Source organism: Streptomyces sp. NPDC044984 (assembly GCF_040646935.1).
Classification (GTDB): Bacteria; Actinomycetota; Actinomycetes; order Streptomycetales; family Streptomycetaceae; genus Streptomyces.
In genome coordinates this window covers 56,170-80,900 of the sequence record NZ_JBEZBE010000023.1, presented here as the reverse complement: position 1 = coordinate 80,900, position 24,731 = coordinate 56,170, and the positions used below count along the sequence as shown (strand labels likewise).

General features: G+C 71.9%; 21 protein-coding genes and 2 tRNA genes. 5 read left to right on the top strand and 18 right to left on the bottom strand.

Annotated features, from left to right (window positions below):
• Nucleotides 1-76: 76 nt before the first annotated feature.
• From AB0A94_RS24370 to leuS, 3 genes are all read right to left on the bottom strand, one after another.
• Complete coding sequence (locus AB0A94_RS24370) at nucleotides 77-922, bottom strand: DegV family protein (RefSeq protein ID WP_361747519.1); 846 nt, start codon at nucleotides 920-922, stop codon at nucleotides 77-79.
• 94 nt (nucleotides 923-1,016) lie between these two features.
• On the bottom strand, nucleotides 1,017-1,721 hold the full coding sequence (locus AB0A94_RS24365) for a hypothetical protein (protein ID WP_361747517.1): 705 nt from the start codon (nucleotides 1,719-1,721) through the stop codon (nucleotides 1,017-1,019).
• Nucleotides 1,722-1,907: 186 nt separating this feature from the next.
• Nucleotides 1,908-4,790, bottom strand: a complete 2,883-nt coding sequence (gene leuS / locus AB0A94_RS24360; RefSeq protein WP_361747515.1) for a leucine--tRNA ligase — start codon at nucleotides 4,788-4,790, stop codon at nucleotides 1,908-1,910.
• Between the two features lie 485 nt (nucleotides 4,791-5,275).
• On the opposite strand from leuS, the gene AB0A94_RS24355 reads away from it, so the two are divergent.
• Both AB0A94_RS24355 and AB0A94_RS24350 read left to right on the top strand, forming a co-directional pair.
• Nucleotides 5,276-6,565 (top strand): cytochrome b/b6 domain-containing protein, encoded by a 1,290-nt coding sequence (locus AB0A94_RS24355; RefSeq protein WP_361747513.1) that lies wholly within the window; start codon nucleotides 5,276-5,278, stop codon nucleotides 6,563-6,565.
• Nucleotides 6,562-8,172 carry an NADH-ubiquinone oxidoreductase-F iron-sulfur binding region domain-containing protein gene (locus AB0A94_RS24350; RefSeq protein WP_361747511.1) on the top strand — a complete coding sequence of 537 codons (1,611 nt, stop codon included), beginning with the start codon at nucleotides 6,562-6,564 and terminating at the stop codon, nucleotides 8,170-8,172. Before AB0A94_RS24355 ends, AB0A94_RS24350 begins: the two co-directional genes overlap by 4 nt.
• 82 nt (nucleotides 8,173-8,254) lie before the next feature.
• Here the strand turns inward: AB0A94_RS24350 and AB0A94_RS24345 are convergent.
• The 9 genes from AB0A94_RS24345 to AB0A94_RS24305 all read right to left on the bottom strand — a co-directional run bounded on the left by AB0A94_RS24345 (nucleotide 8,255) and on the right by AB0A94_RS24305 (nucleotide 13,070).
• Nucleotides 8,255-8,327 (bottom strand) — tRNA-Ala (locus tag AB0A94_RS24345).
• Between the two features lie 117 nt (nucleotides 8,328-8,444).
• Nucleotides 8,445-8,678 carry a hypothetical protein gene (locus tag AB0A94_RS24340; protein WP_019523121.1) on the bottom strand — a complete coding sequence of 78 codons (234 nt, stop codon included), beginning with the start codon at nucleotides 8,676-8,678 and terminating at the stop codon, nucleotides 8,445-8,447.
• Between the two features lie 3 nt (nucleotides 8,679-8,681).
• Nucleotides 8,682-8,855 (bottom strand): hypothetical protein, encoded by a 174-nt coding sequence (locus AB0A94_RS24335; protein ID WP_361747509.1) that lies wholly within the window; start codon nucleotides 8,853-8,855, stop codon nucleotides 8,682-8,684.
• A 201-nt stretch (nucleotides 8,856-9,056) separates the two neighbouring features.
• Nucleotides 9,057-9,129 (bottom strand) — tRNA-Ala (locus AB0A94_RS24330).
• A gap of 132 nt (nucleotides 9,130-9,261) precedes the next feature.
• Nucleotides 9,262-9,930, bottom strand: coding sequence for a histidine phosphatase family protein (locus tag AB0A94_RS24325; protein ID WP_361747507.1), 669 nt, complete (start codon nucleotides 9,928-9,930; stop codon nucleotides 9,262-9,264).
• Complete coding sequence (gene rsfS, locus AB0A94_RS24320; protein WP_361747505.1) at nucleotides 9,927-10,370, bottom strand: ribosome silencing factor; 444 nt, start codon at nucleotides 10,368-10,370, stop codon at nucleotides 9,927-9,929. Before rsfS ends, AB0A94_RS24325 begins: the two co-directional genes overlap by 4 nt.
• 94 nt (nucleotides 10,371-10,464) lie before the next feature.
• On the bottom strand, nucleotides 10,465-12,189 hold the full coding sequence (locus AB0A94_RS24315; RefSeq protein ID WP_361747503.1) for a LytR C-terminal domain-containing protein: 1,725 nt from the start codon (nucleotides 12,187-12,189) through the stop codon (nucleotides 10,465-10,467).
• A 16-nt stretch (nucleotides 12,190-12,205) separates the two neighbouring features.
• Nucleotides 12,206-12,844, bottom strand: a complete 639-nt coding sequence (gene nadD / locus AB0A94_RS24310) for a nicotinate-nucleotide adenylyltransferase (RefSeq protein WP_361747501.1) — start codon at nucleotides 12,842-12,844, stop codon at nucleotides 12,206-12,208.
• 61 nt (nucleotides 12,845-12,905) lie between these two features.
• Complete coding sequence (locus AB0A94_RS24305; protein WP_217127833.1) at nucleotides 12,906-13,070, bottom strand: hypothetical protein; 165 nt, start codon at nucleotides 13,068-13,070, stop codon at nucleotides 12,906-12,908.
• 348 nt (nucleotides 13,071-13,418) lie between these two features.
• On the opposite strand from AB0A94_RS24305, the gene AB0A94_RS24300 reads away from it, so the two are divergent.
• Nucleotides 13,419-14,549, top strand: a complete 1,131-nt coding sequence (locus tag AB0A94_RS24300) for a M48 family metallopeptidase (RefSeq protein ID WP_361747499.1) — start codon at nucleotides 13,419-13,421, stop codon at nucleotides 14,547-14,549.
• A gap of 116 nt (nucleotides 14,550-14,665) precedes the next feature.
• Here the strand turns inward: AB0A94_RS24300 and AB0A94_RS24295 are convergent, their stop codons facing one another.
• The 5 genes from AB0A94_RS24295 to proB form a co-directional block, all read right to left on the bottom strand.
• On the bottom strand, nucleotides 14,666-15,739 hold the full coding sequence (locus AB0A94_RS24295) for a hypothetical protein (RefSeq protein ID WP_361747498.1): 1,074 nt from the start codon (nucleotides 15,737-15,739) through the stop codon (nucleotides 14,666-14,668).
• An 87-nt stretch (nucleotides 15,740-15,826) separates the two neighbouring features.
• A complete protein-coding gene (locus AB0A94_RS24290; protein ID WP_361747496.1) occupies nucleotides 15,827-16,417 on the bottom strand; it encodes a hypothetical protein in 591 nt (196 codons plus the stop codon).
• Between the two features lie 72 nt (nucleotides 16,418-16,489).
• Nucleotides 16,490-17,776 carry a glutamate-5-semialdehyde dehydrogenase gene (locus tag AB0A94_RS24285; protein WP_361747494.1) on the bottom strand — a complete coding sequence of 429 codons (1,287 nt, stop codon included), beginning with the start codon at nucleotides 17,774-17,776 and terminating at the stop codon, nucleotides 16,490-16,492.
• Nucleotides 17,777-17,847: 71 nt separating this feature from the next.
• Entirely contained in the window at nucleotides 17,848-18,315 is a 468-nt protein-coding gene (locus AB0A94_RS24280) for a hypothetical protein (RefSeq protein ID WP_361747491.1), read from the bottom strand.
• Nucleotides 18,316-18,448: 133 nt separating this feature from the next.
• Entirely contained in the window at nucleotides 18,449-19,576 is a 1,128-nt protein-coding gene (proB, locus tag AB0A94_RS24275) for a glutamate 5-kinase (protein ID WP_361747489.1), read from the bottom strand.
• A gap of 224 nt (nucleotides 19,577-19,800) precedes the next feature.
• Here proB and AB0A94_RS24270 point away from each other — a divergent pair, with 224 nt between their 5' ends.
• Nucleotides 19,801-21,240: a polysaccharide pyruvyl transferase family protein gene (locus AB0A94_RS24270; RefSeq protein WP_361747487.1), complete on the top strand. Its 1,440-nt coding sequence runs from the start codon at nucleotides 19,801-19,803 to the stop codon at nucleotides 21,238-21,240.
• A 102-nt stretch (nucleotides 21,241-21,342) separates the two neighbouring features.
• A complete protein-coding gene (locus AB0A94_RS24265; RefSeq protein ID WP_361747485.1) occupies nucleotides 21,343-23,403 on the top strand; it encodes a hypothetical protein in 2,061 nt (686 codons plus the stop codon).
• A 1-nt stretch (nucleotide 23,404) separates the two neighbouring features.
• Here the strand turns inward: AB0A94_RS24265 and AB0A94_RS24260 are convergent, their stop codons facing one another.
• The gene (locus AB0A94_RS24260; RefSeq protein ID WP_361747617.1) at nucleotides 23,405-24,601 is read right to left on the bottom strand and encodes a glycosyltransferase family 2 protein; all 1,197 of its coding nucleotides are present in this window, start codon (nucleotides 24,599-24,601) and stop codon (nucleotides 23,405-23,407) included.
• Nucleotides 24,602-24,731 lie beyond the last annotated feature (130 nt).

Here is a 24,731-nt window from a genome sequence, read left to right as displayed (position 1 = left end):
GCGATGATCTTGCTCGTTTTCCGGGGATTACCGCCCGGTTGTGGACAACCCCGTCACCCGTACGAGCGCACCGGCCTCACCGGGCCGAGACCACGACCCCCAGCAGTCCGGGTCCCGTGTGCGCCCCGATCACCGCGCCCACCTCGCTGACGTGCAGGTCGGCCAGGCCCGGCAGCCGGGTCCGCAGCCGGTCGGCGAGGGCCGACGCGCGCTCCTGCGCGGCGAGGTGGTGGACGGCGACGTCGACCTCCGCCCCGCCCGCCCGCTCGGCCGCGATCTCCTCCAGGCGGGCGATCGCCTTCGACGCCGTGCGCACCTTCTCCAGCGGTTCGATCCGGCCGCCCGCCAGTTGCAGCAGCGGCTTGACCGCGAGGGCCGAGCCCAGCAGGGCCTGCGCGGCGCCGATCCGGCCACCCCGGCGCAGATAGTCGAGGGTGTCGACGTAGAAGTAGGCGGACGTGTCCGCCGCCCGCTTCTCCGCGGCCGTGACCGCCTCGTCCACCGTGCCGCCCGCCTCCGCGGTCTCCGCCGCCGTCAGCGCGCAGAACCCGAGCGCCATCGCGATCATTCCGGTGTCCACCACCCGCACCGGCACGGGCGCCTCGCGGGCGGCGACGACCGCCGCGTCGTAGGTGCCGGAGAGCTCGGCGGAGAGGTGGAGGGAGACGATGCCGGTGGCGCCGGACTCGGCGACCCTGCGGTAGGTCTCGGCGAACACCACGGGGCCGGGCCGTGAGGTCGTGACCGGGCGCCGCTTCTGCAAGGCCTGGGCGAGGGAGCGGGTGGAGATCTCGGTGCCCTCTTCGAGCGCGCGGTCGCCGAGGACCACGGTCAGGGGTACCGCCGTGATGCGGTGCCGCTCCATCGTCCGGGTCGGCAGGTAGGCCGTTGAATCGGTGACGATCGCGACATGGCGGGACATGAGCTGGAGGTTACCTGCCGTAGTGCCCGTACGGCAGCCCGGCCTCGCGGGGCGGGTTCGACGGTGGCCGGATCAGGGGGTGCTCAGATGGTGCTCACGTGGTGCTCTCGGGGCGGGGCTTCTTCTGCCAGGGGTAGGTGGGACGCGGTGCCGGCGGGGTGATGGCGGGCCGCTGCTTCTGTTCCTTCGCCCGGGCGGCGTCGGCGTCGGCGGTGGGGGCCTCGGGCCAGGGCGGGGGCGCCGGGTGCTGCTCCGTGGTGGTCCAGTGGCGCAGCGCCCCGGCCTCCATGTCGATCTGCTCGCTCAGCGAGTCCAGGTCGTCGGAGGCGAAACGGCCGGCGCGGTCGCGGGCCGCCCAGCGCAGGGAGTCCGCGGAACTCGTGATGCGCTCGGTGCGCTCGCGCAGCTCGGGCAGCCGGGCGGCGAGGGTGGTGCGGTCCGGTTCGGACTCCAGGCGCCTGAGTTCGCCGTCCAGTTCGTGGCCGTGCGCGCTGAGCCGCTGGAAGAGGCCGAGGGACTCCTTGAGGGACTCGTCCTCGGCGACGGCGGCCTCCAGCGCGTCCTGGGTGGCCCGCATGGAGGTGCGCAGCCCCAGCCGGAGCTGGGCGATCTCGCCGGCCGGGCCGGGTTGTGCGAAGGCCTTGGCCCGCAGGGTGTGGTCCTCGACCGTGCGGCGGGCCTGGGTGATGTGGCGGTCCGCGCTGCGCTTGGCGGCGCCGACGACCTTCACCGTGGCGTAGGCGCCGAGCACGACGAAGAGCACGACGAGCAGGGCCACCACTGCGAACACCGCTTCCACGAAGCTCCTCCTCCGGACCCCTCTGGCCTGTCCCGGCGCACTTCGCGCCGCTCTTCAACGGTAAACGCAGCGGGCAGGCCCGGAGTTCCTGAAGAACCCCGAACCTGCCCGTAGGGGACCACCCGGATCACCGGGTGCCCCGAAGTCCGTCCGGCGAATCATGCCGGACGGGCCCTGCCGCTCACCTCACGCCGGGACGATGTTCACCAGCTTCGGCGCCCGGACGATCACCTTGCGGATCCCGGCGCCGTCCAGCGCCGCGACGACCCGCTCGTCGGCCAGCGCGACCTTCTCCAGCTCGTCCTCGGCGATGCCCGGGGACACCTCCAGCCGCGCCTTGACCTTGCCCTTGATCTGCACGACACAGGTGACGGTCTCGTCGACCACGTACGCCGGGTCGGCCACCGGGAAGTCCCGGTGCACGACCGAGTCCGTGTGCCCCAGCTTGCGCCACAGCTCCTCGGCGATGTGCGGGGCCAGCGGAGCGACCAGCAGCACCAGGGGCTCCGCGACGGAGCGCGGCAGCGCGCCGCCCCGCTTGGTCAGGTGGTTGTTCAGCTCGGTGACCTTGGCGATGGCGGTGTTGAAGCGCATGCCCTCCAGGTCGCCGCGCACGCCGTCGATCGCCTTGTGCAGGGCGCGCAGGGTGTCCTCGTCGACGTCACCGTCATCGACGACGGTCACCTCGCCGCTCGCCTCGTCGACGATGTTGCGCCACAGCCGCTGCAGCAGCCGGAACTGACCGACCACCGCGCGGGTGTCCCACGGCCGGGACACGTCCAGCGGACCCATGGCCATCTCGTACAGGCGCAGCGTGTCGGCCCCGTACTCGGCGCAGATCTCGTCCGGGGTGACCGCGTTCTTCAGGGACTTGCCCATCTTGCCCAGCAGCCGGGAGACCTTCTCGCCCTGGTACCAGTAGCCGCCGTCGCGCTCCTCCACCTCGGCGGCCGGTACGGCGATGCCCCGGCTGTCGCGGTAGACGTAGGCCTGGATCATGCCCTGGTTGAACAGCTTGTGGAACGGCTCCGCCGACGACACGTGCCCCAGGTCGTACAGCACCTTGGACCAGAAGCGGGCGTACAGCAGGTGCAGCACGGCGTGTTCGGCGCCACCGACGTACAGGTCGACGCCGCCGTGCGGCATGCCCTCGCGCGGGCCCATCCAGTACTGCTCGACGGCCGGGTCGACCAGCTTCTCGCTGTTGTGCGGGTCCAGGTAGCGCAGCTCGTACCAGCAGGAACCGGCCCAGTTGGGCATGGTGTTGGTCTCGCGGCGGTACCGGCGCGGACCGCGGCCGTCGCCCAGGTCCAGGGTGACGTTCACCCAGTCCTCGTTGCGCGACAGCGGCGTCTCGGGCTGGGTGTCGGCGTCGTCCGGGTCGAAGGTGCGCGGGCTGTAGTCCTCGACCTCGGGCAGTTCCAGCGGCAGCATCGACTCGGGCAGCGCGTGGGCGACGCCGTCCTCGTCGTAGACGATCGGGAAGGGCTCGCCCCAGTAGCGCTGCCGGCTGAACAGCCAGTCGCGCAGGCGGAAGTTGACGGTGCCCTCGCCGTGGCCCGTGCGCTCCAGCCACTCGATGATGCGCGTCTTGGCCTCGGCGACGCCCAGGCCGTCCAGGGAGACCTGCTCGTTCGAGGAGGCGATGATCTTCGCGTCGTACGACGCGAAGGCGTTCTCCCACGTGGAGGTGTCCGTGCCGCGGCCGTCGGTCGGCTCGACGATGCAGCGGATCGGCAGCTCGAAGGCGCGCGCGAACTCGAAGTCGCGCTGGTCGCCCGCCGGGACGGCCATGATCGCACCGGTGCCGTAGCCCATCAGGACGTAGTCGGCGATGAAGACGGGGACCTGCTCGCCGTTGACCGGGTTGGTGGCGTACGCGCCGATGAAGACGCCGGTCTTGTCCTTGGCCTCGGCCTGCCGCTCGACGTCGGACTTGGCGGCGGCCTGCGCGCGGTAGGCGGCGACGGCCTCCGCGGGCGTGGCGTGCCCGCCGGTCCACACCTCGTGGGTGCCCTCGGGCCACTCCTGCGGGGTGAACTTCTCGACCAGCGGGTGCTCGGGCGCCAGCACCATGTAGGTGGCGCCGAACAGGGTGTCGGGGCGGGTGGTGAAGACGGTGATGCTCTCGCCGTCGATCGGGAAGCCGACGCGGGCGCCCTCGGAGCGGCCGATCCAGTTCCGCTGCTGCAGCTTGATGGCCTCGGGCCAGTCCAGCGCGTCCAGGTCGTCCAGCAGCCGGTCGGCGTAGGCCGTGATGCGCATGTTCCACTGGCGCAGCTTGGCCTTGAAGACGGGGAAGTTGCCGCGCTCGGAGCGGCCCTCGGCGGTGACCTCCTCGTTGGCCAGCACGGTGCCCAGGCCCGGGCACCAGTTGACCGGCGCGTCGGAGGCGTAGGCCAGGCGGTACCCGCCCAGGACGTCGGCGCGCTCGGCCTCGGTCATCTCGCTCCAGGAGCGGTCGCCGGGGACGGCGCGCTCACCGGACTCGAACTTCTCGACCAGCTCGGAGATCGGGCGGGCCCGCTTCGCCTCGTCGTCGTACCAGGAGTTGAAGATCTGCAGGAAGATCCACTGGGTCCACTTGTAGTACTCCGGGTCGATCGTGGCGAACGACCGGCGCTTGTCGTGGCCCAGGCCCAGCCGGCGCAGCTGGGACTTCATGTTCTCCATGTTGGCCTCGGTCGACACGCGCGGGTGCGTGCCGGTCTGCACCGCGTACTGCTCGGCGGGCAGGCCGAAGGCGTCGAAGCCCAGGGTGTGCAGGACGTTGTGCCCGGTCATGCGCTGGAAGCGGGCGAAGACGTCGGTGGCGATGTAGCCCAGGGGGTGTCCGACGTGCAGTCCCGCACCGGAGGGGTACGGGAACATGTCCATGATGAACTTCTTGGGCCTGGCGGCCGTCTCCGGATCCCCCGACAGGTCGCCGCTCGGGTTCGGGGCGGCGTAGGTGCCCTCGGCGTCCCAGAAGTCCTGCCAGCGTGCCTCGATCTCGGCCGCCAGGGCGGCCGTGTAGCGGTGCGGCGCGGCCTCCGCGGCTGCGGTGGCAGCGGGGTTCGTCTCGCTCATGATCCTCAATGCTCCATCGATCGTCTCTGCCTGCTGCTGCGACTTCCTGGAAATGAAAAATCCCCTCGCACAGGAGGGGACGCCGCGCCGATTCCGGCCTGCCGGTGACCGGCGGTCGGGACTGATCAGCGCGGCTCGCTAAGCAGAAGGCGTACGGCACGCATGGCGCCAGGGTACCGCAGCCACCGATCCGGTCGCGACGCGCTTCCACGCCGCATTGACCCAAGGTCAAGGATTACTTCGCGTAACGACCGCTAAGGGGCATCGCAACGGCCTCATTGTCTTTTGATAACAGCGCAATAACTCAAACCCCGTACTCATCGGTATGACGAGCCTTAGAGTTCGGCAGCGGGACCGCTTTACCGAACCTTCGGAGTTGCCCCCATGAACCCTCGTCCAGACAGCAGCCCACCACCCCCCGCTCGGGGCCGGTCGGCTGCGGCTCCGTCGTACCCGCTCCGCGCCGTGACGCCGGGAGGCAGGTCGTGAGGCCGGACGACAGCACGGCGGACGACTGGTTCGCCGAGTTCCTCAACTTCGGTGTGGGCGTCCTGTCGCTCGTCTGCCTCAGCTGCTCGGTGATCTGGGGGCTCGTCGCCCAGGACCGGATCCTGCTGGGTCCCCGCCAGCGGATCCTGGCGCAGGCGGTGCACCGGACCACCGCGGTCGCCTCGATCGTCTTCCTGCTGGTGCACATAGGCATCAAGCTGGCCCTGGACCACACCACGTGGATCGCCGCGGTCGTCCCCTTCGGCCTGGCCCTCACGGACGACGAGGCCGTCGCCGGCCGGTCCTTCCTCATCGGGCTCGGCACCCTCGCCGGCCTGCTGATGGTCTTCGTGGGCATCACCGGTGTGCTGCGCAACCGCTTCGCCTCCCCGGCACCGGTCGCGGCCCGCTGGCGGGCGATGCACATGCTGGCCTATCCGGCCTGGTGCGCCGCGCTGGTGCACGGCCTCTACGCGGGTCGAGCGGCGAAGCCGGTCTTCCTGATCCTCTACGGGCTGTCCCTGGTCGGCGTCATGGCGGCCCTCGCCGTGCGCGCCTCCCCGCCCCGCGTCAAGCGCAGAATCGCCGACCGGGTCACCGCGCTGCTCGACGCCGCCACCGACCGGCAGCGGGGCCGCGGGGAACGGCTGGAGGAGAGCAGGTCCCGGGCGGCCGGGTCCCCCCTGCCGGGATACGGCGGCGGGCGCGACTCCGCGCGGGGCGACGGGAACCCGCGCGGGGACGGCGACCGGCGGGGCGGGCGCCCGCGCGACGGGCGCCCGCTGTACGAGACCGCCGAACGCACCCCCGCCCCGGAACCGGCGAACGGCTTCGCGGCCGCCTACCGCGCGGTGTCGGCGCCCGGCCGGCCACCGGCCGGGCAGACGCCCCTCACCGACGCGACCGCCCGCATGGAGCTGCCGCCGGACATGCGGCCCACGGAGGCCGTCCCGCGCGTGGACGGCCCCTCCAGCACCTCGGGCAACTGGCCGATCCCGTCCCCGCCGCCGGTCGGCGAGGCCCCGCCGTCGGCGTACGACCCGCTCCAGGACACCGGATACAACATCCCGGCCTATGACAATTCGGCCGCCTCCGGCTTCGGTTCGAGTGATGTGTACGACACCGGTGAGACGAACGGCCTCCACGCCACGTACAACCCGAGTGACACGTACAACAGCGGTCCCGCCAATGCACCATTCCCCGGTGCGTCGTCCTCGTCGTCCTACGACTTCGACGCACCGGGTTCGGGCGAACCTTGGAACACTCCGTCCGGAGGCTATAAGTGAACGAGGCCCTGCCCGACGTACCCGAAGTCCGCGTGGTCGGGCTTCCCCAGCTCACGTCGGGCTTCGACCTTGTCGACCGGCTCGACCTGCCCATGCACCTCAAGGTGCACGGGCCGCTCGAACCCCTGGGCGGTGAGCAGCTCGCGCAGCTCGCCGAACGCATCAACCTCAGGGGCCGCGGCGGCGCGGGGTTCCCCTTCCACAAGAAGCTGCGCTCGGTCGCCGAGTCGGCGATCAAGCGCGGCGTGCGGCCGGTCGTCGTCGTCAACGGCAGCGAGGACGAGCCGGCCTGCCGCAAGGACACGGTCCTGATCAACCGTGCCCCGCACCTCATCCTGGACGGCGCGCTGCTGTGCGCCGAGGCCATGGGTGCCCGCACGCTCGTGGTGGGGGTCACCCGGGAGTCCACCCAGCGCTCCATGGAGGCCGCGCTCGCCGAACGCGGCCTGAACAACGGGCGCCGCTCCGCGCTGCGCGCCCGCGTGCAGCGCAACCCGGTCCGCATGGTCACGGGCGCGGCGGCCTCCCTGATCCGCTCCATCGACGGCGGCCCGGCCATCCCGCCGGGCCGCAAGGTCAGCGCCTCGAAGAACGGCGTCGGCGGCGCGCCCACGCTGCTGTCGAACGCCGAGACGTTCGCCCAGCTCGCCATCGCCGCCCGCATCGGCCCGGAGCGCTACGGCAACACCGGCCTGTACGACGAGCCGGGCACCGTGATGCTCACGGTGTCCGGGGCGGTGGCCCGCCCCATGGTGATCGAGGTGCCGACGGGTGTACCGCTGCGCTACGTCCTGCAGCTCGCCGGCGCCCCGCCGATGCCGCAGGGGGTGCTGACGGGCGGCTACCACGGCAAGTGGATCGACGCGGCGACCGTCGACGAGGCGATCGTCTCCCGCAACTCCCTGGACGCGGTGGGCGGTTCGCTGGGCGCGGGCGCGATCCTGCCGATCAGTCAGGACACCTGCCCGCTGGGCGAGTCGCTGCGGGTCGCCCAGTGGCTGGCGGAGGAGAGCGCCGGCCAGTGCGGGCCCTGCTACCTGGGGCTGCCGGCCGCCGCGCGCGGCCTCGAGGACATCCTGGGCGGCGGCGGTCCCGCCGCCCTGGAGGCGGTCAAGCAGGTCGCCAGGAACGTGAAGCGGCGCGGGGCGTGCTCGCACCCGGACGGCTCCGCGATGTTCCTGGAGTCGACCCTCAAGGCGTTCACCGACGACCTCGCCGCCCATGTCCTCGGCAACGGCTGCGGACGGCCCGTGGCGGGTGTCCTGCCGCTCTTCGAGGGGGGCAGGGCCCCTACGGGCATCCCGGGCGGCGGCGGGGAGGAGAACGGGCCGAGCCGCCAGAAGATCTACGTCGACTGGACGCTGTGCCGGGGCCACGGCCTGTGCGCGGACATCCTCCCGGAGGTCTTCCAGCTCGGCGCGGACGGCTTCCCGACGGTGGCTCAGGCCCAGGTGCCGCGTTTCGCGGAGGCGAAGGCGCTGCGGGCGGTGCGCCGCTGCCCGGCGCTGGCCCTGCGCATCGAGGACGAGTCGCCCCAGGCGAAGGCGCCGTCGCGCAATCTGCCGGTGCTCTCGCAGGGGCGCGGCCGGCGCGCCCTGGGACGCTGACACGGGTCCCGGGCCGCTGCCGCGGTCCGGGACAACGGTAGAGGGCGGGCCATCCGTTCGGATGGCCCGCCCTCTACTTCTGTGGAGCTAAGGAGAATTGAACTCCTGACCTCCTGCATGCCATGCAGGCGCTCTACCAACTGAGCTATAGCCCCTTGTTCTGGTCCGCCCGGTTTCCCCGGCGGCGATGCCAACTTTACACGGTCGACCCCGGCCAACACCAAATCGGTTTCACTTCACTCGCTTATGTCCGGAATTGCCCCTATCGAGGGCTACGCGGTCACGAACGAATAGAAGCGCTTGAGCGTGCAGTGCTCCTCCAGCAGCCGGCCGTAGATCGGCTCCCCCTCGAGTTCGCGGTACGTCTCGATGGGGTCGCCTTTTATGATCAGTGCCCGCGCGCATTCCTCGCACCAGTACTGGTAGTCGGGATTGAGCGGCTCCATGTCCCGGACGATCGGCGTCCCGCTGCCGCACCAGTCGCACTTCCGCCTGTGTGCACCCATCGATCAGCTCCAGCTGTGGCCGCAGGCCGTGCACACGTAGGAGACCCCACCGTTGTCGCCGAGCACCTGGGCGACGTGCGCGGAGCCGCAGGAGGGGCAGCCGAGGCGGGTCGAGGTCCGTCGCGTCGACACCGCTCCGAGGAGGTGGTCGACCTCCTCGAGGATGCTCGCAGGCATCACAACTCCCTCCCGTCGGGCCGCGCCCCCTTCCGGCCGTTTGATTCTGCCACGGCCGGGCCGACACGGTCAGCGACGCCGTGGTACCGGTCGGGACACGGCTCGACGCCTCGCAGAGGTGTACGCGCGCCAGGACCGTTCTGCTCACCGGCGGACAACGAAAGATCCCGCCTCCCTGGAGGAGGCGGGATCTTCGTCATGTGGAGCTAAGGAGAATTGAACTCCTGACCTCCTGCATGCCATGCAGGCGCTCTACCAACTGAGCTATAGCCCCTGGTTGCCACACAAGGCGGCTTCCCGGTGTTCCGTCCCGCTCGGCGGGGCGAACAAGAAGAACTCTAGCCTGTGACCTGCCGGAAAGTGAAATCCGGGTCCCGGGGCGCCCCGGGGCCGGATCGAAGCACTCTCAGTCGTCGTCGCCGAGCACCGGTTCCGGCAGGGTGCCGGCGTTGTGCTCGAGCAGCCGCCAGCCCCGGACGCCCTCGCCGAGGACGGACCAGCAGCAGTTGGTGAGACCGCCCAGGCTCTCCCAGTTGTGCGGGGCCAGTCCGAGCAGCCGGCCGATGGTGGTGCGGATGGTCCCGCCGTGGCTGACCACGACGAGCGTGCCGTCCTCCGGGAGCTTCTCGACGTGCCGCAGCACCACGGGGGCGGCACGGTCGGCGACCTCGGTCTCCAGTTCGCCACCGCCCCGGCGGACCGGCTCGCCGCGCTTCCACGCGGTGTACTCGTCGCCGTACCTGGCGATGATCTCGTCGTGCGTCAGGCCCTGCCAGACGCCCGCGTAGGTCTCCCGCAGGGCCTCGTCGTGGGTGACGTCCAGGCCGGTGAGCGCGGCGAGCTCGGCGGCGGTGGCCGCGGCCCGCTTCAGGTCCGAGGCGACGATCGCGTCGGGCTTCAGCCCCGCGAGCAGGCGGGCGGACCGGCGGGCCTGGGCGACGCCGGTCTCGGTGAGGTCCACGTCCGTGGAGCCCTGGAAGCGGCGCTCCACGTTCCAGGACGTCTGGCCGTGCCGCCACAGGATGACGCGGCGGCCCCGGCGCGCGGACCCGCTCACCTCACCGGTGGCGCTCACCACTCACCACCCGGCTGCGCGGCCTCCTCGGCCTCCTGGAGCTTCGCGTGCTCGGCGGCCTTGCCGCGGGTGGCCTTGGCGTCCTCGGGCAGCTCCAGCTCGGGGCAGTCCTTCCACAGCCGCTCCAGGGCGTAGAAGACGCGCTCCTCGCTGTGCTGGACGTGGACGACGATGTCGACGTAGTCGAGCAGCACCCAGCGGGCCTCGCGGTCGCCCTCGCGGCGGACCGGCTTGGCGCCGAGCTCCTTGCTGAGCCGCTCCTCGATCTCGTCGACGATCGATTTGACCTGGCGGTCGTTGGGCGCGGAGGCCAGCAGGAAGGCGTCGGTGATGGACAGCACGTCACTGACGTCGTAGGCGACGATGTCGTGCGCGAGCTTGTCGGCGGCCGCCTGGGCGGCGGCGGTGACGAGCTCGAGGGAACGGTCGGTTGCGGTCACTGCGAGGCTTTCGGTCGGTGGACACTTGCTCTCCAGGGTCTCACGGACCGCCGGGCGCACCCCACGTCATTACGGAGGGTGCGCCCGCAGTGCGCTAGGAGCCGGGCTCGTAGTCCTGGCCGAGGACGACCGAGACCCGGGCGTTCGCGGAGACCTCGCCCTTGGTGACGGAGCCGGCGGGCAGCCCCAGGGTCTTGGCGACCTCGGTGGCGTTCTCCTTGTCCGCGGCGTCCGCGTAGACGACCTTCGAGGTCGCCTCCGCGGCGGCGGTGCCGGCCTTCCGGAAGGTGAAGCCGCCGTTGAGGAGCACCACCCGGGCCTTCTCGGTGCGGTCCTCCACCCCGGTGGCGTTGCGCACGGAGACACTGACGGCGGCGTCCGGGTCGGGGCTCTTGGCGGTGCCGCCGAGGACGTCCTTGACCACGCTGTCGCTCGCCTGGGCGGTGAGCGTGCCGTCGTCCTGCACGGGCAGCAGCGCGCTCTTGTGGTCGCCGCCCTTGGCGCGGTCGGAGAGCCGGGCGAGGAAGGAGCCGAGGTCCTTGTCGGTGAGCGGCGGCTCGATGATCTGCCCGAGGGTCTGGATCGTGACCGTGGCGGCGTCCGGGTCGGAGGTCAGCTTGCGCAGGACGCCGTGCAGGACCTGCCCGAACCTCTCCAGCTGGGCGTTCTGGTCCTCGCCCGGGCCGCGGTGGGTGGCGTAGGCGACGGCCATCTTGCCGCTGAGGGTCTGGCCCTCCCCCTTCCTGACCAGGGGCGCCTCGCCCTTCTTCGCGGCGTCCGGGTCGGGCACGTCGGTGTCGGTGTCGACCTCGATGTTGCCGACGAGGTCGACGAGGGTGAGCAGGAACGGGGTGTCCAGCCGCCAGGTGCCCTCGATGGCGGTGCCGAGGACGGTGTCGAGGGCGGTCCTGGTGCCCTCGGAGCCGTCGTCCTCGACCGACTTGGCGAGCGTGGTGGTGGTGCCGTCGTCGGCGGTCAGGGCGAGGGAGTTGGGCAGCAGGACGGTGGTGCCCTGCTCGGTGGTGGTGTTGTCGACGAGCAGGGCGGTGGCGGTGCCGCCGTTGGTGGTGTCGTGCAGGTGTACGACGATCACGTCCCGCTTCTGCGCGCCCGCGGCCGTCGTGGTGCCCGTGCCGGAGCCGGAGTCGGACAGGCCCGGCAGCTTCCCGGCGTACCAGAGGTAGCCGACGCCACCGGCCGCGACCAGGGCGAGCACCACGACGAGGGCGACGATCCGGCTGCGGGCGCGGCGCTTGGCCTCCTCCCGGCGCTCGGTGCGGTTCTCCGTGAACTTCATCCAGTCGATGACGTCCTCGGAGTCGCCGTCGGGCTCCTCGACGAAGGCGAACTGCTCGGTGCGGTACTCCGGCGCGGGCCCGTCGAGGGCCTGCTCGTCGTCGGCCGGGCCGGGCTGCTGCGGGATGTGCGCGGTCTGCTCGGTGACGCGGGGCTGCTGCCCGGTGTGCGCGGTCTGCCCGTAGGGGTCGTACGGGGCGCCGTGGACGCCCTGGCCGCCCTGGCCGTCCTGCCGGGTGCCGTAGGGGTCGTAGGAGTCGTAGGACGGTGCCTGCGACTGCTGCGGGGCTCCGGTCCCGGTCCCGTAGGGGTCGTACGAGGGCTGCTGGTGTCCGCCCGTGCCGTACGGGTCGTAGCCGTAGCCCTGCTGCTGGTACCCGTCGTACTGCTGGTTCTGCTGGTTCTGCTGGTTCTGCTGGTCCGCGGCCTGGCGGTAGACAGGCCGGCCGTACTCGTCGTAGCCGACGAGCTCGTACGGGGCGCCCCCGTCGGCCCCGTACCCCGCGTCGTATCGGTCGTTCACCGGTGCCCCTCTCGGCTCACTCGCCGCGGTACAGCTCGCGCTTGTCGATGTAGCGCACGACTCCGTCCGGCACCAGGTACCAGACGGGTTCGCCCTTGGCGACTCTCGCACGGCAGTCCGTCGAGGAGATGGCGAGGGCGGGGACCTCGACGAGCGAGACACCGCCCTCGGGCAGGCCCGCGTCGGTCAGGTGGTGGCCGGGCCGGGTCACGCCGATGAAGTGCGCCAGGGAGAACAGTTCCTCGCTGTCGCGCCAGGTGAGGATCTGGGCGAGGGCGTCGGCGCCGGTGATGAAGAACAGGTCCGTGTCCGGGTTGAGCGCGCGCAGGTCGCGCAGGGTGTCCACGGTGTAGGTGGGGCCGCCGCGGTCGATGTCGATGCGGCTCACCGAGAACTGCGGGTTCTCGGCGGTCGCGATGACCGTCATCAGATAGCGGTCCTCGGCGGCGGAGACCGCGCGGTGGCTCTTCTGCCACGGCTGACCGGTGGGGACGAACACCACCTCGTCGAGTCCGAACTGCGCGGCGACCTCGCTGGCCGCCACCAGGTGCCCGTGGTGGATCGGGTCGAAGGTGCCGCCCATCACGCCGAGACGGCGCCTGCCCTGCCGCACCGGGCCGTTGCCGGGGCCGGTAGGCATGTCCTGCTCTCCCATGCGTGCAGACCCTACCGGCCCGGCCTGAGAACCCCGTCCGCCAGGGCGGCCGGCGGGAGGCTCAGCGGTCGCGGTTGAAGCGGGTGGTGACCCACAGCAGGAGCAGCAGGACGAACAGGGCGCCGCCGCCGGTGAGGTAGGGGTTGAGGCTCTCGTGGTTGCCGCCGTGCTCCCCGCCCTCGGCGGCAAGGGTGGCGAACTGGGCAGCGGTGCTGTGGATGCTCATCTTCGGCAGGACCTATCGCGTGTGGGCGGGGTAAAGACGTCGGCTCATCGTATGCGGGCGCCTTCGCGCCGATCACGCCGACTCCGCCGTTGCGGGCGCGGTGGCGGGTGGAAGGAACCTTCCCCGCCGCCCAGTCGTCCTTCCGGCTGTAGCCGCGTGACAGGAACCACGCGGTGAGCACACAGCCCACCACCATCACGATCGGAAGCACCCGGAGCGGAATCCCCGCACCTCCTCGGCCGCCCCGCCGTCCGTCACCGCCCGTCCGCGGTGGCTCCGACCGGGCCGGGCTCCGTCCCGGGGGAGCGGAGGGCCGCGAAGGACCACTCAGACGCACATGGGGGACACATGTCCGACGGCCACCAGCACAACGGGCACGAGAGCGTGCCGAGCAGGCAGCGCAGGCGTTTCCCCGGGATCTCCTCGCGGGCGTACGAGCATCCGGCCGACCGCTCGGCGCTGGTGGCGCTGCGGAAGCTGAGCGGCTTCGACACGGTCTTCAAGGCGCTGAGCGGCCTGCTGCCTGAGCGCAGTCTGCGGCTGCTGTTCCTGTCCGACTCGGTGCGGGTGTCGGACCGGCAGTTCGCGCATCTCAACGAGATGCTGCGGGACGCCTGCTACATCCTGGACCTGGAGAAGGTCCCGCCGATGTACGTCAACCAGGACCCGAATCCGAACGCGATGTGCATCGGCCTGGACGAGCCGATCATCGTGGTGACCACGGGTCTGGTGGAACTGCTCGACGAGGAGGAGATGCGGGCGGTCGTCGGGCACGAGGTCGGGCACGCGCTGTCCGGGCACTCGGTGTACCGGACGGTCCTGCTCTTCCTGACGTCGCTCGCGGTCCGGGTCGCCTGGATCCCGCTCGGCAACGTCGCGATCATGGCGATCGTGACGGCGCTGCGCGAGTGGTTCCGCAAGTCGGAGCTGTCCGCGGACCGCGCCGGGCTGCTGGTCGGCCAGGATCCGCGGGCCTCGATGCGCGGCCTGATGAAGATCGCGGGCGGCAACCACCTGCACGAGATGAACGTGGACGCGTTCCTGGAGCAGGCCGAGGAGTACGAGTCCGGGGGCGATCTGCGCGACTCCGTGCTGAAGATCCTCAACGTGCTGCCCCGCTCGCACCCGTTCACCACCGTGCGGGCGGCGGAGCTGAAGAAGTGGGCGGCCTCCCGCGACTACCAGCGGATCATGGACGGTCACTACCCGCGCCGCGACGAGGACAAGGACGCCTCGGTGCGGGACTCCTGGCGGGAGTCTGCGAGCAGCTACGCGGACGAGGTGCGCACCTCCAAGGACCCGCTGATGAAGCTGGTCAGCGACATAGCGGGCGGCGCCGGGGATCTGGGCGGCCGGGTCCGCCGCGGCTTCGGCGGTTTCACGTCCTCGGAGCCGAGGTCCTCCGGGTCCCCGCGGGGACCGAAGGGGCCGGGCGGGTCGGGCGCGGAGGACGGCGAACCGCCGCGCGACGGCGCGTAGGGCCGCGGGCGGACGGACGGGAACCCCGTGTCTCCCGCCCGTGGGCGTGGCGCTCCGGGAGGAGCCCGGCGGGGTCGCACGGGCACCGGCCGGGGCGGGCAGGGCACCGCCCGTGCTCACAGCTTCGGCTGTGCGCCCGGGGCCAGGAAGCCGCACAGGGCCGGGGTGCTGCCCGTGGCGTACGGGTCGGTGCCGGCGGGGGCGGTCTCCTTCGCCGTCTGTCCCGCCAGCAGCGGGCGCAGCCGGGCGGCGGAGTCCTCGGCGCAGGACAGCGGGCCGGCCTGGACGTGGGCGGTGACGAGTTCCGCCTGGTGCAGGCGCAGGTCGTCGCGGTCGAAGCGGAAGTGCAGCTCGCGCCGGACGGTGAACAGCGACGCCTCGGCGTCCCGGTCCGCGCCGGCCGGACGCAGCGCGTAGACGAACGTGTGGTCCGCGGTGACCTCGAGGGTGGAGGAGTCGGACTCGGCGGCCCGCATGGTGCCCTGGACGCGGATCCCGCGGTCGGCCAGCCGCACGTGGGCGGGGTCGAAGCGCACCAGCCATCCGGTGGGCGCGTGCCGTCCGTCGGCGGTGGGCCGGTCGAAGCTCCGGTCGAACTGGTCCAGCTGGCCGGAGTCGAGCAGCGCCCGCACGGGGCGGGTCTCACCGCCGGTGAGCACGCCCGGGTCGAGGGCGGACCGCACGATGTAGTCCTTCGCGGTGAACAGCGCGCTCACCACCTGGCCGTCGGAGAAGTGCGCGGTGCTCCGGGACGCCGGGAGCGGCACCCCCTCGGCGCCGGGCCGGAACTGCGCCGCCGGACTGTGCGCGTACAGCTGTTCGACGTCGGCGGTGCCGGGGACCTCGCCCCGCGGGGCGAGCGGGACGACGGTCATCCGCAGCGGCTCGGCGGGGTCGTCGGCGGCGGGGTTCCGGTAGGGGTGGCGCAGGCCCATGTAGACGGCGGTGCCGAAGGCCACGGCGATCAGCAGGACCAGGATCAGCGCCTGCCGGGACAGGCCGCTGCGGCTCCGCGGCGGGCGGCGGCGCACGGCGGGCGCGTGGTCGGTGATGCGCTGCTCGGCGGAGTACTCCTGGAGCCGGGCAGCGCGGACGAAGGACTCGTCGAAGACGACGGACCCGTACTCGTCCTCGCCACCTCCGGGGGCTCCCTCGGGCGTCCCCTCGGGTGGGTCCGAAGGCCCTCCCATATCTTCAGGGTAGGTCCGGGGAGGGCCCGGTAAACGCCCGGCCGACGCACAAGTTTTGACAGGTTCTCACCAAGCCTGCGGCCGGTCTCAGGGGCCGCCGCGCGGGATCACCGGGACGGTCGGCCGGGAGTAGTCGGCCGACGCGGAGGGCGCCGCGCCCCCCTGCTCCACGCCGGCGGTGGCGGGCGGCGGGGCCGGGTCCTGGCGACTGGAGGAGGCGCCCCGGTAGACGGCCGAGAAGGCGAGCGCGACCATGCCGATGCCCATCACCAGGGCGAGCACCCAGGCGACGGGACGGTGCCAGCGCACCTGTCTGCCGTACGGGCCCGGGGTGCCGTGGTCGTCCTCCAGGACGTCCTCGTCGTCGTCCGGGTCGTCGTAGCCGGAATCGCCCCGGTAACCGCCGTACCCCTCGTCGTACCGCTCGCCGCGCGTACGGGCCCGGTGGGCCTCGGCCTCGGAGGCCTCGGCTCTGGCCTGCGCGGCGGCCAGGAGGCGTTCGACGGCGGTCGGCTCGTGCACCTCGGCCGCCCGTACGAAGGCCTCGTCGAAGACCACGGAGGCGAACTCTTCGTCCGACACCCCGCGGTCGTGGTCGTCGTCGGGCTCCCAGCCGTCAGGGAACGGCGTGCCCCCCACGTCCTCCGGCACGGGTCCAGAGTAGACCTGGGGGGTCAATTTGGGCAGACCGTATGGAAATTCATCCGTCTGCCGAGACGGCCGTACCGCCGCCCGCCTCCCGTGAGCGGCTCAGCGCCGTACGTGACCGTCACCGGTGACGATGTACTTCGTGCTGGTCAGCTCGGGCAGGCCCATCGGCCCCCGGGCGTGCAGCTTCTGGGTCGAGATGCCGATCTCCGCGCCGAAGCCGAACTGGCCGCCGTCGGTGAACCGGGTGGAGGCGTTCACCGCGACCGTGGTGGAGTCCACCAGCTGGGTGAAGCGGCGGGCGGCCTGCTGCGAGGTGGTGACGATGGCCTCGGTGTGGCCGGAGGTCCACAGCCGGATGTGCTCGACGGCCCGGTCGAGGGAGTCGACGACGGCGGCGGCGATGTCGTGGGAGAGGTACTCGGTCTCCCAGTCCTCCGTGGTGGCCTCCACGACGGTGGCACGGGAGTCCTTGGCGTACGCCATCACGCGTTCGTCGGCGTGCACGGTGACCCCGGCGTCGGCGAGGGCGTCCAGGGCGCGCGGCAGGAACTCGGCGGCGATGTCCTGGTGGACCAGGAGGGTCTCGGCGGCGTTGCAGACGCCGACCCGCTGGGCCTTGGAGTTAACCAGGATCTCGACGGCCGTGTCGAGGTCGGCCTGCGCGTCGACGTAGACGTGGCAGTTGCCGGTGCCGGTCTCGATGACCGGGACGACCGACTCCTGGACGACCGTGTTGATCAGGGAGGCGCCGCCGCGCGGGATGAGCACGTCGACCAGGCCGCGGGCGCGCATCAGCTCGCGCACGCTGTCCCGGCTCTCGCCGGGCACCAGCTGGACGGCGTCGGCGGGCAGCCCGGCGCCGTGCACGGCGTCGCGCAGCACCCGCACCAGGGCGGTGTTCGACCGGTACGCGGAGGACGAGCCGCGCAGCAGGACCGCGTTGCCGGACTTCAGGCAGAGGGCGGCGGCGTCGACCGTGACGTTCGGGCGGCCCTCGTAGATGATCCCGACGACCCCGAGCGGCACCCGGACCTGGCGCAGGTCGATGCCGTTGGGCAGCGTGGAGCCGCGGACCACCTCGCCGACCGGGTCGGGCAGCGCGGCCACGTCCCGCACGTCGGCGGCGATCGCGCGCACCCGCTCGGGGGTGAGGGTGAGCCGGTCGATCATGCCCTCGCCGGTGCTGGCCTCCCGGGCCCTGGCCACGTCCTGGGCGTTGGCCTCGACGATCTCACTCGTACGGACCTCCAGCGCGTCCGCGATGGCGAGCAGCGCGTCGTCCTTGGCGGCCCGCGGCAGCGGCGCGAGGGTGGCGGCGGCGCCCTTGGCCCGGTAGGCGGCCTGACTGACCGGGGACATCGAGTCGTACGGCGAGAGCGTGGTCATGGGAAAAGGGTAGTGCGGGCGGCCCGACCGGCAGGCGGTCGTCCCACACCCCGAGACGGGGATGTTTGCGTCTAAAACGGGTGCACGCCCACCGGGGTCGCCGGGACCGGCCCGTACCCCGCCGCGACGCGCTGGTGGTAGGTGGCCCGGTCGATGACCTCCAGGCCGACGATCTCCCAGGGCGGCAGGCCGGCGGTCTGGCGGTGTTCCCCCCACAGGCGCAGCGCCACGGCGGCCGCGTCGTGCAGGTCGCGGGCCTCCTCCCAGTAGCGGATCTCCGCGTGGTCGTCGGCGTAGCGGCTGGTCAGCAGGAACGGGTGGTCGTGGGCGAGTTGCTCCAGCGCCCGCCGGACCTCCGCGACCGGGGCCGGTTCGCCGGAGACGCTGAGGGTGACGTGCCACAGGCGCGGCAGGTCCCGGGGTTCGCCGCCGCCCTGGAACCGGTCACCGGCCGCGACGCTGCTCAGGGCGCGCTCGTCGCCGGCCGTACGGGAGCCGGCACCGCGGGACGACGTCGCCCCCGGGCGCACTCGTCTCACGACGGCCTCCTTCACGCGCGGACCCACCCGGTGGTCGGGCGGATGTGTCCTCGCAACAAAGTTGAGCAGGCCGCCGGGGATCGCGGGGCGCTTTTACGGAACGTCCACCACCGAGGGCGGACGTTTTCGCCCATTACGGATGCAGGACCACCAGATCGTCCCTGTGTACGACCTCACGTTCGTACTCCGGCCCGAGATCCCGGGCGAGCTCATGGGTCGAGCGGCCGATCAGGAGGGGGATCTCCTTGGCGTCGAAGTTGACCAGTCCCCGGGCCACCGCCCGCCCCTCGCGGTCCCGCAGCTCGACCGGGTCGCCCGCGCTGAACTCGCCCTCGACGCCCGCGATCCCGGCCGGCAGCAGCGACTTGCGGCCCTGCACGACCGCGCGCACCGCGCCGTCGTCCAGGGTGATGGAGCCCTGCGGGGTGGAGGCGTGCTGGAGCCACAGCAGCCGGTCGGCGGAGCGGCGCCCCGTGGGGTGGAAGTAGGTGCCGGTGTCGCCGCCGGTGAGGGCGTCGGCGGCGTGCACCGCGCTGGTCAGCACCACCCGGATGCCGGCGGCGGCGGCGATCGAGGCGGCCTCGACCTTGGTGACCATGCCGCCGGTGCCGACGCCCGCCTTGCCGGCGCTGCCGATCTCGACGTGGGCGAGGTCCGCGGGGCCCCTGACCTCGGCGATCCGCGAGGTGCCGGGGCGGGCGGGGTCGCCGTCGTAGACACCGTCCACGTCGGACAGCAGGACCAGCAGGTCGGCGCGGACCAGGTGGGCGACGAGGGCGGCGAGCCGGTCGTTGTCGCCGAAGCGGATCTCGTCGGTGGCGACGGTGTCGTTCTCGTTGACGATCGGGAACGCGCCCATCGCCAGCAGCTCGTCGAGGGTGCGGGAGGCGTTGCGGTGGTGGGCGCGGCGGCTCATGTCGTCGCTGGTCAGCAGCACCTGGCCGACCCGGACGCCGTAGCGCGCAAAGGAGGCGGTGTAGCGGGCGACCAGCAGCCCCTGGCCGACGCTGGCGGCGGCCTGCTGCCGGGCCAGGTCCCTGGGCCGGCGGCGCAGGCCCAGCGGGGCGAGTCCGGCGGCGATGGCACCGGAGGAGACGAGGACGATCTCCCGCTCTCCCCCGCTCCGCACCTTCGCCAGCACGTCGACGAGCGCGTCCACGCGATCCGCGTCCAGCCCGCCCGCCGCGGTGGTCAGCGACGAGGAGCCGACCTTGACGACGATCCTGCGCGCCTCACCCACGGCCTGCCTCGCCCCTGCCACCTTGCCGCCCGTCCCCTCACGTCGATCGATCGCCCACCAGGCAATCTACGCGAAGCGGGGCAGCGGGCGCTCGGCGTTTCAGCCCCCGGACGGACCACCTGGAGTGACCGCGGGAACACGCTTCGCATGCGGCGAAAAGGTTGTATTGGTTGCCTATAGAAATCAAAGGAACATCGAACATAATGTGAACGTCTGTATTACCTTGAGATCTCGAAGGGCGCCCTGTGAGACGCATCCTGCTCCGGTCGGGCAAGAGCCCGTTCGACGTCGTATCCGTGGAAGAAGCCCTGCACCGGGATGTCATCGCCACCAACTCGGGCAACCTGATCTTCAGCGACGCCGCCCACAAGATCCTCACGGCACCCGACACCGAGGTCGTCTCGAACGGCGTGCAGACGAACGTCGCGGCGGCCGGACGGATCAACGACGAGTACGACGCGTTCGTGGTACCGCTGGCCAACGCCTTCCGGCCGTCGTTCGAGGGCTCGCTGGAGCGCCTGACCCGGCTGATCGACAAGCTGAAGATCCCGGTCGTGGTGCTCGGAGTCGGCGCGCAGAGCGGGATCACGTACAACACGGAGCGGCTGAAGGCCATGGAGCCGACCGTGCGCGCCTTCTGCTCGGCCGTGCTGGACCGCAGCGCGTCGATCGGTGTGCGCGGCGAGTTCACCGAGCGGTACCTCAACGAGATGGGCTTCAGGGACGTGGAGGTCATCGGCTGCCCGTCGATGTTCCTGCACGGCGACAAGCTCACCGTGGAGAAGAAGGCGGCGGCGCTGACCCGCGAGTCGCGGATCGCGGTCAACGGCTCCCACACGGCGATGCGCAGCGGTGGCCTGCACAAGATCCTCAGCCGCACCCACGCGCGCTACCCGAACCTGCGCTACATCGGCCAGAACCTCACCGACGCCAAGCAGCTGCACTGGCGGGACGTGAACTCCCCGGAAGGCCGGATCACCCTGATGCCGACCCACCCGGACCACCCGATGTACCGGGAGGACAAGGTCCGCGTGTACATCGACCCGCAGACCTGGTTCGACGACCTGCGGGACTTCGACTACTCCTTCGGCTCGCGCATCCACGGCAACATCGCCGCGCTGCTGGCGGGCACGCCCGCGACGGTACTGGCCTTCGACTCGCGCACGCTGGAGCTGTGCCGCTACTTCGAGATACCGCACCAGCAGCTCGACCGGACGGCCCCCGACACCGACCCCGCCGAGCTGTACGAGAAGGCCGACTTCAGCGCGTTGACCGGCAACCACCGCGAGCGGTTCGACCGGTTCACCGCGTTCCTCGACAAGAACGGCCTGCAGAACACCTTCACGCACGGCGACGGCGGAGCCGCGTTCGACGAGAAGCTCCGGTCCCTGTCCTTCCCCGCGGGCGTCCGCCCCTGGCTCGACGACGACCCCGCCTCGCTCACCGCGCGGCTCAGCTGGATGTACGGCCGGGTCGCCGAACTCACCGCGGACAACACCAAGTTGAAGCGTGACCTGGCGAAGGCAAAGTCCGGGGCGAAGAACACGGCCAAGGCGGCCAAGCCCGGCGCGGCCGCCGTGAAGCCCTCGGTCTACCGCCGTGCGCGACGCGTGGTGGGCCGCCCCCTGCGGCGTGCGCTGCAGCCGGGGCGCCAGGCCGCACCGAAGGGCAGCGGGACCGTATAGCACGGTCAGGTCACTCCAGGGTTCCGGACACCCGCGTGTCGTCCGGAGGTCGACGCGCGTTAACCCGGGCGCCCGTTCTGCGTCGACCCTGGAGTGACCGCAGTGCCCGAACCCTCGTCCCCCCGGCGGCGGACCGCCGCCCAGTTGCTCGTTCTCGCCGCCGTGTCGGCCGCCTTCGTCGCGCAGGCCGTCGCCGCGCTGCGCCCCCATGTGCCGCTGCTGCTCGTCTCGACCGCCGTGTCCCTGGCGGTCGAGGGCGTGCTGTACCGGTGGCAGCCCGGCATGGTGTCACTGTTCGCCAAGTCGCACGCGGACGTCACCGTCCGCCATGTGCTGCGCGATCTGCTGCTGGTGGCGGCTCTGCTGCGGCTCGGCGAGCAGCACCGGGAGACGCAGTACGCCCCGCTGGTCGCCGGGCTGCTCGCCTTCTACGCGCTGCACTGCACGGTCCAGGTGGTGTCCGTGCTGGTCCGCCGCACCCGCACGCTGCCGGTGCTGACCCGCAACATCGACGCCTCGGCGCTGCGCCTGTCCCCCGCCCCGGCCACGCTGTTGCGCCGCCCCGGTCACCGGCTGCTGGTGTTCGGCCTGCCCGCCACGGCCGGGCTGACGGCGACGGCGGTCACCGACGACGCCCGGTACGCGGCGGCCGGTGTCTCGCTGGCGCTGCTGCTCACCTCCGTCGGCCTAGGCGCGCTGCTGCTGCGGCTGCTGCCGGGGCGGCGTCCGGCGGGCGAGCAGGAGGTGCTCGACTGGTTCGACGCGTGGCTGGCCGAGTACCGGCCGACGGTCGGCCTGTACTTCTCCGGCGGCCCGTCCTCCGCCTACCAGGCCAACATGTGGCTGGAGCCGCTGGCCGGGCTCGGCGGGCGGCCGGTGATCGTGCTGCGGGAGCGGTTCATGGTGCCGAGGATCGCGGCGACCGACATCCCGGTCGTGTGCCTGCCCAAGGTGTCCACGCTGATGCGTCTGGAGCAGTCCACGCTCCAGGTGCTCATCCACCCGTCGAACTCCGGCAAGACCTCCCAGGTGCTGCGGATCCCCACGATCCTGCACACCTTCGTCAACCACGGCGAGAGCGACAAGCTGTCGTCCTGCAACCCGTACGCGAAGGCGTACGACGAGGTGTGGGTGGCCGGCCCGGCGGCGCGCGAGCGGTACGCGCTGGCCGACGTGGGGGTCGAGGACAAGGACGTGGTGGAGATCGGCCGCCCGCAGCTGGACGCCGTACGCCCGTACGCGGGTCCGCCCGCCGGTGCCTACATGACGGTGCTGTACGCGCCGACCTGGGAGGGCTGGGACGGCAACCCGGGCAACACGTCGGTGGTCGCGGCCGGCGAGAACCTGGTGCGGGCGCTGCTCGCCGACCCGGGGGTGCGGCTGCTGTACAAGCCGCACCCGCTGACCGGCTCGGTGGATCCGCGGGCGGGCGCCGCCGACCGGCGCGTGCGGGAGCTGATCCGGGCGGCGAACCGGGAGCGGTCCGGGGCGCGTCCCGCGCCGTCGGAGGAGCTGGCCCGGCGCACCGCGGAGCTGGACCGGCTCACCACGGCCGCCTTCCGGGCGGGCGCCGATCAGGTCGAGCGGATGCTGGTGCAGTCCGCGCCGGAGCCGGGCCGGGCGCAGGCGGTGGCGCGGGCGACGGCGGCCTGGGAGGAGGCGTACTGGGCGTCGCTGCCGGAGTGGGAGCACCAGGTCGTCACGGACGCCCGGCCCGGGCTGTACGCCTGCTTCAACGTCGCCGACCTGCTGATCAGTGATGTGTCAAGCGTGATCAGCGACTTCCTGGCGAGCGGGAAGCCGTACGCGGTGGCGAACACCGGCGGACTGCCCGAGGAGGCGTTCCGTGCGGCGTTCCCGACGGTGGTGGCGGCGACGGTGCTGACGCCGGACGCCGCCGGGGTGCCGGCCCTGCTGGAGTCGGTCCGCGACCCGGGGAAGGACGAACTGGCGGCGGCGCGGGCGGAGTTGAAGCTCCGCCTGCTGGGCCCTGCCGACCCGCCGTCCCAGCGGCGCTTCGCCGCGGCCGTCCAGGCCCTGTGCACGGCGTCCCAGGCCCGCCGGACCCGCACCACGCACCGCCTCACCGCGGAACTCCCCGTCCAGCGCCAGGAGACCACCCCGGCGCACGGTACGAACCCGGCGTCCCCCCGCCCCGTCTAGCTCAGGCCCCCGAGGAGGGCAGCAGGCGGCGGGCCTTGCGGACGGTGCGGCGCAGCAGGGAGTCCGTGCCGTCCGCGCGGTGGCCGGGCACCGCGCGGGCCTCGCGCGGGGAGGCCAGGTACACGGAGTCGGGGATGCCGGCCGCGCGGTCACGGAAGTGCGGGTAGACGAGGTAGACGCGGCGGCCCCGCCGCTCCAGCAGGATCTGCGGCTGCTTCTTCTCCCGGAGGAACCGCAGGACGTCCATGAGGAGTTCCAGCCGCTGCCCGGCCACCAGGTGCAGCCTCAGCCGCTCCTCGGTCTTCAGCAGCCGGGCGACGCCCTCGGTCCAGTGGACGTCCATCAGCGGCCGCGCCAGTTCCAGTTTGTGCCGCCGGACGTCGTCGGTGTCCTTGAGGAACCGGGGGCCGAACTGGGGCAGCAGGGTGACGGTGAAGGGCCGCACCATGAGTAGGTCGCGGCGGGGGCCCTCGGGGACGAGGCGGGCGATCAGGTTCATCAGGGCACGGGCGGAGTCGAACCGCAGGGTGTAGCCGCCGCTCTTGGTGACGTGCTTGCCGTCGTCACGGCCCACCAGGTAGTAGCAGGTGTAGTCGGCGAGCACGGAGACGCCGTCGGCCCGCAGATAGGCCTCCATGGTGAACAACGCGTCCTCGCCGGTGAACAGGGACTCGTCGAACCGTATGCCGTGCCGGTCGAGTAACGCGCGGCGGAACAGCTTCTGCGCGCTGAGCGTGAACTTGATGTTGGACGAGTAGACGTCCGTACGCTCCAGCGTCCTGCCCCACATGGACTTCGGCGCGCCCCGGTTGACGCCCTCGATCCGGCCCAGCACGACATCGGTGCCGGCCCGGTCGGCCATGTCGACCATCCGCTCCAGGGCCTCGGGGCCCAGCCGGTCGTCGGCGTCCAGGAAGAAGACGTAACGTCCGGCGGCCTTGTCCAGGCCCACGTTGCGCGGGCCGCTGGGGCCGCCGGAGTTCTCCTGCCGGAGCACGGTGACCGGCATGGGCGCGCGGGCCGCGAACTCCTCCAGGCACTCCCCCGTGCCGTCGGTCGAGCCGTCGTCGACCGCGATGACCTCGATGCGCTCCGGGGCGATGGTCTGCGCCTCCACGGAGGCGAGGCACTCGACCAGATACGGCATCGCCTCGTACGCCCCGATGACCACGGTGACATCAGGCTGCGCCATGGTCACTTTCCCCCTCGTCACGGGATGTTTCCCCCGTATCGCCTCATTCTTTATTTGTTAGACGGGCGTTCGAGGCAGGGGGTTGCATCGGACACCCGTTTTAGTGATCCACGTCACAGGTCACCGGCGGCCTCTC

Coding starts and splice junctions, on each gene's coding strand:
- AB0A94_RS24285 (WP_361747494.1), bottom strand. CDS start 17,776: ATGACCACGCTCTCGCCGTACGACTCGATGTCCCCGGTCAGTCAGGCC.
- AB0A94_RS24340 (WP_019523121.1), bottom strand. CDS start 8,678: ATGGGTGCACACAGGCGGAAGTGCGACTGGTGCGGCAGCGGGACGCCG.
- nadD (WP_361747501.1), bottom strand. CDS start 12,844: ATGGGAGAGCAGGACATGCCTACCGGCCCCGGCAACGGCCCGGTGCGG.
- AB0A94_RS24370 (WP_361747519.1), bottom strand. CDS start 922: ATGTCCCGCCATGTCGCGATCGTCACCGATTCAACGGCCTACCTGCCG.
- AB0A94_RS24335 (WP_361747509.1), bottom strand. CDS start 8,855: ATGCCTGCGAGCATCCTCGAGGAGGTCGACCACCTCCTCGGAGCGGTG.
- AB0A94_RS24300 (WP_361747499.1), top strand. CDS start 13,419: ATGTCCGACGGCCACCAGCACAACGGGCACGAGAGCGTGCCGAGCAGG.
- AB0A94_RS24305 (WP_217127833.1), bottom strand. CDS start 13,070: ATGAGCATCCACAGCACCGCTGCCCAGTTCGCCACCCTTGCCGCCGAG.
- AB0A94_RS24295 (WP_361747498.1), bottom strand. CDS start 15,739: ATGGGAGGGCCTTCGGACCCACCCGAGGGGACGCCCGAGGGAGCCCCC.
- leuS (WP_361747515.1), bottom strand. CDS start 4,790: ATGAGCGAGACGAACCCCGCTGCCACCGCAGCCGCGGAGGCCGCGCCG.